12 protein-coding genes and 4 tRNA genes are annotated in these 14,404 nt (G+C 43.3%); 9 read left to right on the top strand and 7 right to left on the bottom strand.

The genetic code is table 11. From position 1 onward, the window contains the following. Positions 1-91 precede the first annotated feature (91 nt). Complete coding sequence (locus DQN58_RS09610) at positions 92-1,087, bottom strand: 2-hydroxyacid dehydrogenase (protein ID WP_006719088.1); 996 nt, start codon at positions 1,085-1,087, stop codon at positions 92-94. Between the two features lie 23 nt (positions 1,088-1,110). Then, positions 1,111-2,220, bottom strand: coding sequence for a methionine biosynthesis PLP-dependent protein (locus DQN58_RS09605; protein ID WP_006719087.1), 1,110 nt, complete (start codon positions 2,218-2,220; stop codon positions 1,111-1,113). A 239-nt stretch (positions 2,221-2,459) separates the two neighbouring features. Between DQN58_RS09605 and DQN58_RS09600 the strand changes: the two genes are divergently transcribed. From DQN58_RS09600 to DQN58_RS09590, 3 genes are all read left to right on the top strand, one after another. Next, positions 2,460-2,535, top strand: a tRNA-Gly gene (locus DQN58_RS09600). A gap of 7 nt (positions 2,536-2,542) precedes the next feature. Continuing rightward, positions 2,543-2,616 (top strand) — tRNA-Cys (locus DQN58_RS09595). 31 nt (positions 2,617-2,647) lie between these two features. Continuing rightward, a tRNA-Leu gene (locus tag DQN58_RS09590) sits at positions 2,648-2,734 on the top strand. 163 nt (positions 2,735-2,897) lie between these two features. Here the strand turns inward: DQN58_RS09590 and lysC are convergent. From lysC to DQN58_RS09575, 3 genes are all read right to left on the bottom strand, one after another. Then, positions 2,898-4,250 carry a lysine-sensitive aspartokinase 3 gene (lysC, locus tag DQN58_RS09585; RefSeq protein WP_006719086.1) on the bottom strand — a complete coding sequence of 451 codons (1,353 nt, stop codon included), beginning with the start codon at positions 4,248-4,250 and terminating at the stop codon, positions 2,898-2,900. A gap of 118 nt (positions 4,251-4,368) precedes the next feature. Then, complete coding sequence (proA, locus tag DQN58_RS09580) at positions 4,369-5,631, bottom strand: glutamate-5-semialdehyde dehydrogenase (protein WP_006719085.1); 1,263 nt, start codon at positions 5,629-5,631, stop codon at positions 4,369-4,371. 8 nt (positions 5,632-5,639) lie between these two features. Continuing rightward, the gene (locus DQN58_RS09575) at positions 5,640-6,311 is read right to left on the bottom strand and encodes a trimeric intracellular cation channel family protein (protein WP_006719084.1); all 672 of its coding nucleotides are present in this window, start codon (positions 6,309-6,311) and stop codon (positions 5,640-5,642) included. A gap of 211 nt (positions 6,312-6,522) precedes the next feature. Here DQN58_RS09575 and DQN58_RS09570 point away from each other — a divergent pair, with 211 nt between their 5' ends. Next, the gene (locus tag DQN58_RS09570) at positions 6,523-7,329 is read left to right on the top strand and encodes a hypothetical protein (protein ID WP_006719082.1); all 807 of its coding nucleotides are present in this window, start codon (positions 6,523-6,525) and stop codon (positions 7,327-7,329) included. Positions 7,330-7,426: 97 nt separating this feature from the next. Here the strand turns inward: DQN58_RS09570 and fbp are convergent, their stop codons facing one another. Continuing rightward, a complete protein-coding gene (gene fbp / locus DQN58_RS09565) occupies positions 7,427-8,431 on the bottom strand; it encodes a class 1 fructose-bisphosphatase (RefSeq protein WP_006719080.1) in 1,005 nt (334 codons plus the stop codon). A gap of 154 nt (positions 8,432-8,585) precedes the next feature. Between fbp and mpl the strand changes: the two genes are divergently transcribed. Next, the gene (mpl, locus tag DQN58_RS09560) at positions 8,586-9,959 is read left to right on the top strand and encodes a UDP-N-acetylmuramate:L-alanyl-gamma-D-glutamyl-meso-diaminopimelate ligase (protein ID WP_006719078.1); all 1,374 of its coding nucleotides are present in this window, start codon (positions 8,586-8,588) and stop codon (positions 9,957-9,959) included. A 50-nt stretch (positions 9,960-10,009) separates the two neighbouring features. Here mpl and DQN58_RS09555 read toward each other — a convergent pair. Continuing rightward, a tRNA-Met gene (locus tag DQN58_RS09555) sits at positions 10,010-10,086 on the bottom strand. Positions 10,087-10,346: 260 nt separating this feature from the next. On the opposite strand from DQN58_RS09555, the gene mltA reads away from it, so the two are divergent. The 4 genes from mltA to DQN58_RS09535 all read left to right on the top strand — a co-directional run bounded on the left by mltA (position 10,347) and on the right by DQN58_RS09535 (position 14,309). After that, positions 10,347-11,453 (top strand): murein transglycosylase A, encoded by a 1,107-nt coding sequence (mltA, locus tag DQN58_RS09550; RefSeq protein ID WP_006719076.1) that lies wholly within the window; start codon positions 10,347-10,349, stop codon positions 11,451-11,453. Continuing rightward, a complete protein-coding gene (gene tcdA / locus DQN58_RS09545; protein WP_006719074.1) occupies positions 11,453-12,223 on the top strand; it encodes a tRNA cyclic N6-threonylcarbamoyladenosine(37) synthase TcdA in 771 nt (256 codons plus the stop codon). Before mltA ends, tcdA begins: the two co-directional genes overlap by 1 nt. 100 nt (positions 12,224-12,323) lie before the next feature. Beyond that, on the top strand, positions 12,324-13,367 hold the full coding sequence (gene znuA / locus DQN58_RS09540; protein ID WP_006719073.1) for a zinc ABC transporter substrate-binding protein ZnuA: 1,044 nt from the start codon (positions 12,324-12,326) through the stop codon (positions 13,365-13,367). A gap of 129 nt (positions 13,368-13,496) precedes the next feature. Beyond that, a complete protein-coding gene (locus tag DQN58_RS09535) occupies positions 13,497-14,309 on the top strand; it encodes a 5'-nucleotidase, lipoprotein e(P4) family (RefSeq protein ID WP_006719071.1) in 813 nt (270 codons plus the stop codon). Positions 14,310-14,404: the final 95 nt, after the last annotated feature.

Genomic DNA, 14,404 nt, shown 5'->3' with positions numbered 1-14,404 from the left:
TTCCTTAATTTGTTAATGTATTGTTATTTAAAACTCGCGCATAATAACATAGCGCATAGGGAATAACATGTATTAGTTTAATCGCTAAAAGCTAAGAAGGCAAAACTACATTATTACAAGGCTTGTCTTTTCCGATGGTGTAAATGTTCGATAAGGTGACATCAGCAATGCTAGTGAGCGCTTCTTCCGTTAAAAACGCTTGGTGTCCCGTCAACAATACGTTGTGACAGGAAGATAAACGACGGAAAACATCATCTTGAATTACTTCGTTCGATTTATCTTCAAAGAATAAATCCCGTTCATTTTCATAAACATCCATGCCCAAAGCGCCGATTTTTCGTTGTTTTAACGCATCAATAGCTGCTTGCGTGTCAATGAGCGTGCCACGACTGGTGTTGATGATCATCACGCCATCTTTCATTTTGGCGAAGGCGTCACGGTTGAGCAGATGGTAGTTTTCCGGTGTCGCCGGGCAATGTAATGTAATCACATGAGCGCGATGATAAAGTTCATCCAAGGTGACATATTCCGCGCCTAACTCCTCTGCTAGTGGATTTTTAAACGGATCGTAGGCCAAAATCTGCATGCCAAAACCTTTGAGAATGCGAATGACGGCAAGGCCGATTTTCCCAGTACCGACCACGCCAACGGTTCGCCCATGCATGTTAAAACCAATCAAACCTTCCAGAGAAAAGTTGGCTTCACGAGTGCGCTGGTAAGCACGATGGATGCGGCGATTTAATGTCATCATCAACCCAACAGTATGTTCTGCCACGGCTTCCGGGGAATATGCCGGCACGCGAACGACCGTTAAGCCAAGTTCTTGTGCGGCTTTCAAGTCCACGTTGTTAAACCCGGCGCAACGTAAGGCAATAATTTTTACCCCAAGTGCGGAGAGTTTTTCCAACACTTTTCGGCTGCCGTCATCATTCACGAAAATACATACGGCTTCACAGTGTTCCGCCATTTTGGCTGTGCGTTCACTGAGCATAAAATCGTAAAATTCCAACTCTAAACCATACTTAGCGTTAATTAACTCTAAATATTTTCGGTCGTAACTTTTCGTACTATATACTGCAACTTTCATTTTGCCCTCCCAATACGTTAAGTTTATTTAAATTGTGCGAATGCCTGTGTTAAATCTGCTTTGATATCTTCTATATTTTCTAAGCCAACGGAAAAACGTAACAGATCATTCGTAATCCCACGTGCAATGCGCTCTGCTTCCGGAATATCCATGTGTGTTTGGGTCGCTGGATAGGTGATGAAACTTTCTGTGCCACCAAGGCTTTCGGCAAAGGTGATGAGTTTAATTGCTTTTAAGAACGTATTTACCCAGGTTTCATTTTGCAAGCGAAAAGACAACATGCCGCCTTTGTTTGGGTACAACACATCTTTTACTTGTGGCTGTTGACGTAAAAAGTCGGCAACGGCGGTCGCATTTTCTTGATGACGTTGCATGCGCAGAGCCAAGGTTTTCATACCACGAATGGTTAGCCAAGAGTCAAACGGTGATAACACAGGGCCGGCACCGTTCTGAATATAAAACAGTCGATCGCAAAGTTCTTTTCCTTTGGCTACGATTAAACCGACTAAAACGTCATTATGTCCTGCAAGGTATTTTGTGCCGCTGTGAACCACAATATCCGCACCATGTTCCATCGGGCGGAACAGCATCGGTGTTAAAAATGTATTATCAACGATCAGTAATAAATTGTGGCGTTTGGCAACCTGTGCAATGGCATCCACATCGCATTCTTCCATTAATGGATTGGAGGGGGTTTCAATAAAAATCGCTTTTGTATTCGGGGTAATTGCGGCTTCAATAGCTTGTACGGAAGCCGTGTTCACATAAACCGGTTTAACACCGTGGGTGTTTTTATAGCAAAAATCCAATAAGCGATAAGTACCGCCATAGACATCACTGGAAACAATCCATTCATCCGGTGCGGTAAATAACGACATCAATAATTGAATAGCCGCCATGCCGGAAGAGCAGGCAAATCCGCGTTCACCTTTTTCTAACTGGGCAATGGTTTCTTCGAGTACGGCACGCGTTGGATTTTTGGTTCGGGTATAGTCAAATCCGGTGCTTTCACCAATGCCGTGATGGCCGTAGGCGGTAGAAAGAAAAATCGGGGTGGAAACAGCGCCTGTACGTTCGTCAGTGCGATTTCCCGCTTGGGCTAATAAGGTCTCAATTGCATATTTTTGTGTCATAAATCTCTCCGAGAAAATAAAAAAATTTTGCACCGCACTTTAAGAAAAAGCGGATTTCATTTTGGCATAAAGTTCTTTTTGATAAAAGGAGATTTCTAACACCTTGATTACAAAAATTAAAATGAAATGCCGTTAAATTTTAATATTTTGCAGTTTTTTTCAACAAACTCACTGATTTCTGAAATTGTTTGTTGACAGTTTTAGAGAAGTCAGTAAAATGCAGCGCACTAACAGCAGATGCGGGAATAGCTCAGTTGGTAGAGCACGACCTTGCCAAGGTCGGGGTCGCGAGTTCGAGCCTCGTTTCCCGCTCCAAACTAACGGCGTGTTAGCAAAGCGGTTATGCACTGGATTGCAAATCCATGTAGCTCGGTTCGACTCCGGGACACGCCTCCATAACCATCCAACGCAGTTAGTGAATCACTCAGCCCGAGTGGTGGAATCGGTAGACACAAGGGATTTAAAATCCCTCGCCTTTCGAGGCGTGCCAGTTCAAGTCTGGCCTCGGGCACCATTTTATGGTAGAGAAAATAACAGTAAGAAACAGTCGCGAAAGCGGCTTTTTTTGTGCCCGAAATTTGTTACCGTTCTAATTGTTGTAAAAAAATTCCTAAAAAAAAAACCGCACTTTAAGTTTTTATTGATACTTAAAAGTGCGGTCTGTTTTTCAACTGTTTTTATTCAAATAATGCCTTATGTAGCAAACGAACAATGTCATCGGCTTTATCGCTATCTGCCAACAAGCAAATATTGTTAGTGCTGGCGCCGTAGCTGATCATGCGGATATTGTACGCATCCAACGTTTCAAAAATACGTTTGGCAACACCGGAAGCCGTGTGCAGTTCATTGCCGATTAAGGCGACCAAAGATAAGCCGGTATCCACTTTCACCGTACAGAATTGGCTTAATTCGTCTATTAACTCCTGAGAGAGTAAGCCGGTGCCGGAAGAGGCTGAACCCATTTTATCCAAGGTTAAGGCAACGCTCACTTCAGATGTTGTGATGGTGTCTACGGAGATTTTGTGTTTGGCTAAAATCGTGAAAATATTCGCTAAAAAACCTTGTGCATACAGCATATTTAAGCTGGAGAGTGTGAGCAAGGTTTGGTCACGACGCAAGGCAATTGCACGGAATGTCGGGCGAGGTTGCGGATTGCGGGTCACCCAAGTGCCTCCGTCTTGTGGTGCTTTACTGGAACCAACATAGACCGGAATATTGCTACGCACTGCAGGGAGTAAGGTTGCCGGGTGCAATACTTTGGCACCGAAGGTTGCCATTTCGGCAGCTTCGGAAAAACTCATGGTATCAATGCGTTGTGCGTTTGACACGATGCGAGGATCGGTGGTGTAAATGCCGGCAACATCGGTCCAAATTAACACATCTTGCGCATTGAGCACTTCAGCGAGTAAAGCGGCAGAGTAGTCGCTTCCGCCACGTCCTAAGGTGGTCGTTTTACCTTGTTCATCACGGCCGATAAAACCTTGGGTAATGACTAACTCACCGCGTTCGATTAACGGTTTCAATAGGTTATTGCAGTTTTGGCGCGTTTGTTCATCGTTTGGTGTGGCTTTGCCGAAATGGCTGTTTGTGGCAACAATGGTACGCACATCCAACCAAGTGGCTTCAATTTGTAATTCACGCAACACTTCCACAAAAATCAAGGAAGACATCATTTCACCGTGGCTGATTAATTCATCGGTTAATGCCAAGGAAGTGGCTAAATTAGCGGCTTCCGCCAATGAGGTGATATTGGCTAATAAGGCCTCTATTTTGGGGCGTACGCGACAGTCGTCTTTTAATTCTGTCAAAATGTTTTCTTGAATTTGACGCACTTCATTCAGCAATTTATTGCGTTCCGCTTCTTCACAACCGTTTGCTAAGGCGACCAATAAGTTGGTGATACCGGCGGAAGCTGAGAGAACAACAACGCGAGTATTGGGATCGGCGATCACGATGTTGGCGCAAGATTGCATGGCGGGGTAGTTGGCGACACTGGTGCCACCGAATTTAGCGACTGAAAGATAAGACATAAAAAACTCCGATAAATAAGTATGATTTGTGTGTTTACTCTACAAATACTGATTTACCGGAGTTTTGTCAAACAATTAATTTTAATTTTTAAATAATATTTAAAAAATGCCCTTTTTTTTAAGAACGGATCGAATAATCGCCTACGCACACCCATTTATAGGTGGTGAGTGCCTCTAATCCCATTGGGCCGCGAGCGTGTAATTTTTGTGTGCTTACCGCCACTTCTGCTCCTAGACCAAATTGTCCGCCGTCAGTAAAACGGGTGCTGGCATTGACATAAACCGCCGCTGAATCCACTTGCGCAATAAATTGCTGTGCCTGCTTTTGCGAAGAGGTCAAAATACTGTCGGAGTGTTGACTGCCATATTGACGAATATGTGCGACGGCTTGTGCTAAATCTTCCACGACAACCACATTTAAATCCAATGACAGCCATTCTTGTTTCAGCTCGGCTTCCACTAATGGCACCACATTGGCACCGGCTTTTTGCAATAAGAAAAGTGCGGTCGGATCTGCGTGTAATTTTACGTTTTTCTCTTTCAACGTTTCTGCCAGTTTAGGTAAAAAGTCATTTGCAATGCTACGTTGTACCAACAGCGTTTCCAAGGTGTTACAGGTGCTTGGGCGTTGTGTTTTTGCATTCAAAATCACCGGCAGTGCTTTTTCCAAATCGGCAGTTTCCTCAATGAACATATGGCAAACGCCGATACCACCGACAATCACCGGAATGGTTGAATGTTCTTTTGCCAATTGATGCAATGCTGCACCGCCACGAGGGATGATCATGTCGACATATTGGTCTAATTTCAGCAATTCCATGACCAGCGCACGATCGGGATCAGTAATGGCTTGAACCGTCGCTTTAGGTAAGCCGGCACGCGCTAAGGCGGTTTGCACCACGTCCACTAAGATTTTATTAGAATGTTGTGTTTCTTTGCCGCCGCGTAGAATGACGGCGTTGCCGGTTTTTAAGCAGAGACTTGCCACATCAATTGTCACATTCGGACGCGCTTCGTAGATCGTGCCGATAACTCCTAAAGGCACGCGAACACGTTCAATTTTGACGCCACTATCTAACACACCGCCGTCAATAAGTTGCCCAACGGGATCCGACAAAGAAATCACATGGCGCACGTCATTAGCGATGCCCTGTAAACGCTCAGGCGTTAACAATAAACGATCAATAATGGCGTCGGATAAACCGTTTTGTTTGGCGGCTTCAATGTCCTGTGCATTGGCGGCTAAGATACGAGCTTGTTCTTGTTCTAATTGCTCGGCGATAAACGCTAAGGCTTGATTTTTTTCGGGTTGGGAAAGTTGGGAAAGTACGAAAGCAGCCTCTTTCGCCTGTTTTCCCATTTCAATTAAATTGACGGACATCTTTTCTCCTATTTCGTTTTTTGCGGTAATTTGTCGTCTTTATGATGCGTTGAAATATCTTGTTCCTGATAATCGAAAATCGGCAGGCCCCATTCAAAGTAAATTGCCATTAAGCGGGTAATAAAGCCGACAATCAAGGTAATGATAATGACGATGTTTTGATCTACCTGTAGATGTTGTAGACCGATGTAAATAGCTGTCGCCAATAACGCCACGCTGGCGTATAGCTCTTTCTGGAACACGAGTGGAATACGATTACACAATAAATCACGCAACACCCCACCGAATGCGCCGGTAATAATGGCGGCAATTACGGCTATTGTCGTGCCGTGCCCCATATCTAACGCGATTTGGGCACCAATAATGGAAAACACAATAAGTCCGACGGCATCCAGCACCAAGAAAATGGTGTGAAAATAACGCATGAAATGGCGAATAAAAGGCGCGATAAACACCGTTAACACCGCAGCCGAGGCTACGATAATAAAATATTCAGGATGTTTTACCCACCCAAGCGGATAATGCCCTAAGAGCACATCGCGCACAGAGCCCCCACCGATAGCGGTCATGCTGGCAATAATAACGACGCCGAAAATATCCATTTTCTCTCGACCTGCGGCAAGGGCGCCGGTAATGGCTTCCGCGGTAATACCAATGATATAGAGAATGCTGAGCAGCATAAGGTTCCTTAAAGTGCGGTGAATTTTTGCGTTATTTTAGAGAGAGAAAGGGCAAAATACCATGTTTTAGATCATAACTTTATTTTGCCTTGTGAGAATTGAAAAAACGTTGTGTTTTTCAACCGCACTTTTGTCCTAGCTTTTGACCGTTTTGGGGAATTCTTGCATAATGCACGGCAATTTTTGTCTTTGTTTATCACAAGGAAATCGTATGTCCGAAGAACAACCTAAATTTTTAACCGCACTTTCGTCTTTCTTCCCCATTTTTTTGTTACTCGTTATTGATCTTTTTGCCTTTTGGTTGCAGCCGCAGCCCAATGTGATGTCGCATTTGGCGCTTGGTGTATTAACTGCACAGCTGATTTGTTTGCTTGCCTTTATTAAAGGTGAAATTTGCAATGGGCAACGTTCCCGTTTAGGGCGGGTAAACCTTTATTTTGGACTATTTTGGGTGGTGTGGCTGCTGTTCAGTTTAGGGACAAGCTATCACAATCTACTCATGGACTTGGTTTGCCTTTGTGGCTTGGCAATGACTATCATCACATGGAAGCAACCGTTTGAGGTTAAATTACGTCATTTCTTCTTAAAAATAGCCGGTTTCATCGGTATGTTGGGTGTCATTGGTTATTGCTTGATGCTGGTTGATGAAGAAAACTTCATTCAATTTAATCCTGTAGCCCAAATCCTGTTAGGGATTATTTTGGCGAATTTAGCTTTAGTGATTTCCCGCAATCGTCTGAAAGGATTTATTGCGTTGTTGATGTTGGCAGCGATTGCCTTTCTGGCACTGAATGCGCTGTTTGTATGTGCGAATTTATTCATTCTTTCTCAACAAAGTGCGGTGGTTTTTAGCAACGAATTTGCTTTATTGCTTTATCTCTTGTTGCATTTAGTGATGGCGGCTATGTTGGCAATCCATGTTTTCAAAAAATGGGCGTTGTCTTATAACAGTCTTCTTATTCTTTTACTTATGACGGCCAGTTTGCCGCTATGGGCGAGTTTTGCGTATTTGATGTAATGCGTTATTTAGGTAAGAAAAAACCTTCTCAATATTGAGGAGGTTTTTTTATGAAAGTCTATCTAAATGCGTTATTTTTCTGACCGCACTTAATTGATTACTCTTTAAAATCACGCATTAATTGTTCGGCTTTTTTCACCATTTCTCTGGAACCGATGAAAAGCGGAACGCGTTGATGTAACGCTGTCGGTTGAATATCCAAAATGCGATTATAACCGTCACTTGCCACGCCGCCGGCTTGTTCTGCTAAGAATGCCATTGGGTTGCCTTCATAGAGTAAACGCAATTTGCCGTTCGGGTAGTTTGTTGCGCTTGGATAAATATAGATGCCGCCTTTAAGCATGTTGCGGTGGAAGTCGGACACCAAAGAACCGATATAACGAGAAGTATAAGGACGTTGAGTTTCTTTATCTTCTTCTTGGCAATATTTCAGGTATTTTTTCACGCCCACCGGGAATTTGAGGTATTGCCCTTCGTTAATGGAATAAATTTTACCGGTTTTTGGAATTTGAATGTTTTCATGAGATAGGCAGAACACACCGAGTGATGGGTCGTAAGTAAAGCCGTTTACACCATTCCCCGTGGTATAAACCAACATGGTGGAGGAGCCATACACGATATAACCTGCAGCCACTTGGCGATTGCCCGGTTGCATGAAGTCTTCTAAGGTGACTGGCGTGCCTACCGGTGAAATGCGGCGATAAATGGAGAAAATGGTACCGACGGCAACGTTAACATCAATATTGGAGGAACCGTCCAATGGGTCGGTTAAAATGACGTATTTCGCGTTGCGACCACGCTCCGTATCAAAGGCAATGAAATTTTCCTCTTCTTCGGAAGCAAAACCGGCCACTTCTTCGCGGCTCATAAGGGCTTGTTTCATCGTGTTATGAGCGAATAAGTCTAATTTCATCTGCGCTTCGCCTTGCACATTTTCTACACCGGAATTACCGATAATATTGTTAGTTAAGCCGGCTTTGTTGATATCACGGTGAATCACTTTTGCCACTAAGCGAATGGAGGACAAAATGCCACTTAATTCCCCTTTAGCATTTGGGTATTCCGCTTGTTTTTCTACAATAAATTCGCCTAACGTTTTCATACTTTTTCCTTATTTGATGAATAAATTTACTCAAATCGTAACTTGGCTTATTATAACATCCTCATTTTCAGATGATTAAAAAGATTCCTATTTCTGTGATTCACAACACATTTTTCGCGTTTACATCAGAAATTGGAATGCATAAGGACTCCAAATGACAACCAAACATGTTCATATTTTAGGTATTTGCGGCACGTTTATGGGCGGTATTGCCATGATCGCCAAACAAATGGGCTACCACGTCACCGGCTCTGACACCAACGTTTACCCGCCGATGAGTACGTTCCTTGCGGAAAACAACATTGAAATCATACCGCACTTTGACCCAAGCCAACTGCAACCGGCACCGGATATGGTGATTGTGGGCAATGCCATGAAACGCGGCAATCCTTGTATTGAATATATGTTGGCAAATAACCTGCCTTATACCTCCGGGCCACAGTGGTTACATGATCATTTATTACGTGATCGTTGGGTTCTGGCCGTGTCAGGCACCCATGGAAAAACCACTACCACCGGGATGCTGACGTGGATTTTGGAACAAAATGGTTTGCAACCGGGCTTTTTAATCGGTGGTATTGCAGGCAATTTCGGGATTTCCGCGCGTTTAGGTAAGAGCCCGTATTTCGTGATTGAAGCGGATGAATATGACACGGCATTTTTTGACAAGCGTTCTAAATTTGTGCATTACAACCCGCGCACGTTGATTATTAATAATATTGGTTTTGATCACGCGGATATTTTTGATGACTTGAAAGCCATTCAACGCCAGTTCCACCACATGATTCGCACCATTCCAAACAATGGGCGAATTCTGTCTTTTGCAAACGAAGAAAGCGTGCAACAAACTTTATCAATGGGCTGTTGGTCTGAATGCCAATATGTCGGTCACGATCAGGAATGGTATGCGGAGCGCATTAAACACGATTGCACTGAATTTGCCGTGTTCCATAACGGTGAAAAAGTGGCTGAAGTACATTGGAATATTGTAGGCGAGCACAATATGCGGAACGGCTTAATGGCGATTGCGGCGGCGCATCATGCGGGCGTGAGTATTGAAAATGCCTGTGCGGCGCTGGGGGTATTTATTAACGCAAAACGCCGCTTGGAAGTGAAGGGTAATGTTCAGGGCGTGACGGTTTACGATGATTTCGCCCATCATCCTACAGAAATACAAGCTACATTGACCGCACTTCGCGATAAAGTAGGGCAAAATGAACGTATTTTGGCAGTGTTGGAACCGCGTTCTAACACCATGAAAATGGGCGTACATAAAGAGGAAATCGCGCCAGCCTTAGAAAAAGCGGATGCGGTATTTTTATTTCAACCGGACACCATTCCGTGGAAAGTGGCGGAAATCGCGGCGCATTTAACTCAGCCGGCGTATGACAGCGATAATTTGGATGACTTTGTTCATCTCATTGCAGCTGAAGCCAAACCAACGGATCATATTTTGGTAATGTCCAACGGCAGCTTTGGTGGCATCCATCAGAAACTGTTAGACGCATTACAAAAGAAATCGGTTTAAGCGATAAGAAAAAAGGCATTCGTAAAAACGAATGCCTTTCTTTTAGAATCTGGTTGCGGGGGCCGGATTTGAACCGACGACCTTCGGGTTATGAGCCCGACGAGCTACCAAGCTGCTCCACCCCGCGTTCGAGGGCGCTAAATATACCTGTTTAAAAATGAATTGCAAGTTTAAACATAAAAATAATGTGTGTTTGTTATAAAAATAGCCGATATGTTGTTTTTTTAAACATGAAATCTCTTTTCCGTCGGGCTAAATGTGAAAAAATATGTCGAAAATCTACCGCACTTTATTGTTATCGCCCACCCGAGGCGCATATTCATTCAGCATAAATTGGTGTAAAATTCGCCCTTCATTTATTTTGTTTATTTTCATTTAGGACTTTGTATGCGCCTTAATCAAACTTTTTGGTCTACATTTTTAACATTATCCGCCATTGTACTTTTGGCTTCTTGTTCCTCCAATGGCGGCAAAACGTCGCGTAATTCGGGGGCATCCGACATTGACCCACAGAAATTTGGTGCGGTTTATCAGGGCAGAAGTTATCAACAAGCGATTTTGGTGCCGGTCAATCAAGTTGAGAACAAAAGTGCGGTCATAAACCAAGGTGATTTTTTAGCGCAGTTATCCAATATTCATAGTTATTCCGGCAAATTAAGCAGTAACTTTGCACCAATTTACGACAAGGTTACTGCCTGGGTACTCGCCGGGGCAAACGTCAACGAATTAAATAATTTTGGGATTCATTCGCAAGTGATGAAAGGCTTTGACGGCTATCAAAACGTGTTAATGACGGGCTATTATTCCCCGGTGATTCATGCTCGCCGCACACAGCAAGGTAAATATAACCAACCGATTTATGCGCTTCCGACACAAAAACGTTTTTCCCGGGCTGAAATTTATGCCGGCGCATTGAAAGGCAAAGGATTAGAACTGGCGTATAGTGATTCTATGATTGATAACTTCTTGCTTGGCGTGCAGGGCAGTGGTTATGTCGATTTTGGTGAAGGCAATTTGAATTATTTTGCGTATGCCGGCCAAAATGGTTACCCGTATGCCGCCGTGGGGCGCTTATTGGTGGAAGATGGCGAGATTCCGAAAGAAAAAATGTCTATTCAGGCGATTCGTGATTGGGCGAATGCAAATCCGTCACGAGTTCAAGGTTTACTCGAGCGTAATCCGTCTTATGTCTTCTTTAAAAATGATCCGCACGGCAAAGTGAAAGGCGCGGCAGGTGTGCCGTTAGTGCCAATGGCTTCGGTGGCTTCTGACCGTGGTGTGATTCCGTTGGGTAGTGTCTTGTTGGTCGAAGTGCCGCAAATGGACAATAGCGGCAACTGGACGGGAGAACATAAACTGCATTTGATGGTGGCATTAGATGTGGGCGGTGCGGTAAACGGACACCATTTCGATTTATATCGTGGTATCGGTGAGCAGGCGGGTCATATTGCCGGCTTGTCAAAACATTATGGTCGCGTTTGGGTGTTGCACTAATGGCACGCGTGGATAATTACGAACAACGTTTCGGCGGTATCGGTCGTTTATATGGTACCGAGGCTTTAGCCCGTTTATGTCAAGCACATATTTGTGTTATTGGTATCGGTGGCGTGGGCTCTTGGGCGGTGGAAGCGCTTGCTCGCTCAGGCGTGGGAAAAATCACGATGATTGATATGGATGATATTTGTGTGACGAATATTAACCGCCAAATTCATGCCTTGACGGGCAATATTGGTCAGCTCAAAACAGAGGTCATGCAACAACGAGTAAAATTGATCAATCCCGAATGCGATGTCAATGTGATTGATGATTTTATTTCTGCGGAGAATTTATCCCAATATCTTCATGCAGGCTACGATTATGTCATTGATGCTATTGATAATGTCAAAACAAAAGCGGCGTTAATTGTCTACTGTAAACGCCATAAAATCAAAGTTATCACCGTGGGGGGCGCCGGTGGGCAAACAGATCCCAGTCAAATTCAAATTGCCGATTTAAGCCGCACCATTCAAGATCCACTGCTGGCAAAAGTGCGGTCGGTTTTACGCAAGGATTATCATTTCACGCAAAATCCAAAACGTAAATTTTCTATCGAGGCGGTCTTTTCTACCCAACCACTGATTTTTCCTCAAATGGGGGAAAACTGCTCTGCGTCTGCCACCATGAATTGTGCCAATGGGTTTGGTGCAGCAACGATGATTACGGCGACGTTTGGTTTTTTTGCAGTTTCTCGTGTCATTGATAAGTTATTACAGAAAAAGGATTGACTTATTTTTTTTTATAAAAAAAGATAGTCATCTAAATAAAAAAAGAGTAACCTAGCTGCGTTTTGTTCAACTTACCTATCTCATCATAGAAGGAAATACAATGACTCAATTAGTACAAGGTTTGAAAAAAACGGCGATTGCCGCAGCGATTCTTTCTTTCTCTGCAGTGGCTTCCGCTACGATTGTCACTTCCATTAAACCGCTTGGGTTTATTGCTAGCGCGATTGCAAATGGGGTAACAGATGTGGATGTATTAGTGCCGACAGGCGCTTCTCCACACGATTACAATTTGAAACCCTCCGATGCACAAAAATTAAAATCTGCTGAAATGGTGGTTTGGATTGGCGAAGACGTAGATCTATTTTTGGATAAATCTATTGATGATCTAGATTATAAAAAAGTCTTAACCATTAAAGACATTGCCGCGATTGAACCTTTCCTCATGAAAGGCGAGCATCACCATCATCACGGTGAAGGCGATGCCCATGAACACGGCCATGAAGGTCATCATCATGCGCACGAAGGGCATGACCACAAACATGCACACGGCGATCACGATCATAAACACGAGCACGCTGGACATGAACATGCACATGAAGGACATGAACATCATCATGACGATGATGCTTCGATTAACTGGCATGTATGGTATTCACCGGATATCAGTAAAGTTGTGGCACAACGTATTGCCGCAAAACTGGTAAAACAATATCCGGAGAAAAAAGCACTGATTGAAAAAAACGTCGAGGAATTTGACCGCACTTTGGCTGAAACCAGTGTGAAAATTAAAGCGCAATTAGAAAACGTAAAAGACAAAGGCTTCTATGTCTTCCACGATGCTTATGGCTATTTCAATCAAGCCTATGGTTTAAATCAAACCGGTTATTTCACCATTAATCCGTTGGTGGCGCCGGGAGCAAAAACCTTAGCAAAAATTAAAGAAGAAATTGCTGAACACAAAGTCAGTTGCTTATTTGCTGAACCTCAGTTCACACCAAAAGTGATTGAAAGTTTAAGCAAAGCGACACAAGTAAAAGTCGGACGCCTTGACCCGATGGGCGATAGCGTCAAAGCGGAAGGCAACCCTTATGCGGCTTTCTTGCAGTTTACCGCAGACAGCTATAGCCAATGTTTAGCGAAATAAACATATCAATAAAAGGCATGTGTTAAACATGCCTTTTTTGTTTTTATGGCTATTGAATAAAATAGTCCCCTGATTCAAAATAGGGGTGCTATTGTTTTTAGCGATTTATCAAACCCAAAGGAGAATTTCATGAAAAAAACATTAAAAATGACCGCACTTGCCGTGGTTTCTGCGTTTGTATTAGCCGGTTGTACTCATCAGGCGACACAAGGCGACGCTCAATTACAGCAACAAGCAGTGTTAGGCATTAACTGGATGCAAGAATCCGGTGAATACAATGCATTGGCGTATCAAGCTTTTAATACGGCAAAAGTCGCCTTTGATCACGCAAAAGTGAAAAAAGGCAAGAAAAAAGCGGTTGTAGTGGATTTGGATGAAACTATGATTGATAACAGCCCATATGCAGGTTGGCAAATCCAAAATAACAAACCATTTGATGGCAAAGATTGGACTCGTTGGGTTGATGCGAGAGAATCAGGCGCTATTGCCGGTGCGGTAGAATTTAATAATTACGTTAATTCACACAAAGGCAAAATGTTCTATGTGTCTAATCGTAAAGACAAAAATGAAAAAGCTGGCACCATTGATGACATGAAACGTTTAGGTTTTACGGGTGTTGATGAATCTTCTCTTTACCTCAAAAAAGATAAATCTGCCAAATCTGCTCGTTTTGCTGAAATCGAAAGCCAAGGTTATGACATCGTACTTTATGTCGGTGATAACTTAGATGATTTCGGTGATGCAACACACGGTAAATTAAATGCAGATCGTCGTGATTTTGTGGCGAAAAACCAAGCGAAATTCGGTAAAACTTACATTGTGTTACCTAACCCGAACTACGGTGGTTGGGAAGGCGGTTTAGCTAAAGATTATTTCAAAGGTGATTCCCAAAGCCAAGTGAAAGCCCGTTTAGATGCTATTAAAGCATGGAGCGGTAAATAATTTCCTTGCGAAAAAACGCCGATAAAAATGACCGCACTTGAAGTAAACCTCAAGTGCGGTTTTTTATTGTTTCATTTGATATAGAAAAAAGGATG

Source organism: Aggregatibacter segnis ATCC 33393 (genome assembly GCF_900476035.1).
In the GTDB taxonomy this organism is placed as follows: Bacteria; Pseudomonadota; Gammaproteobacteria; order Enterobacterales; family Pasteurellaceae; genus Aggregatibacter; species Aggregatibacter segnis.
Note: the sequence above shows the minus strand (reverse complement) of the source record. Positions and strands in the feature narration are given on the sequence as shown.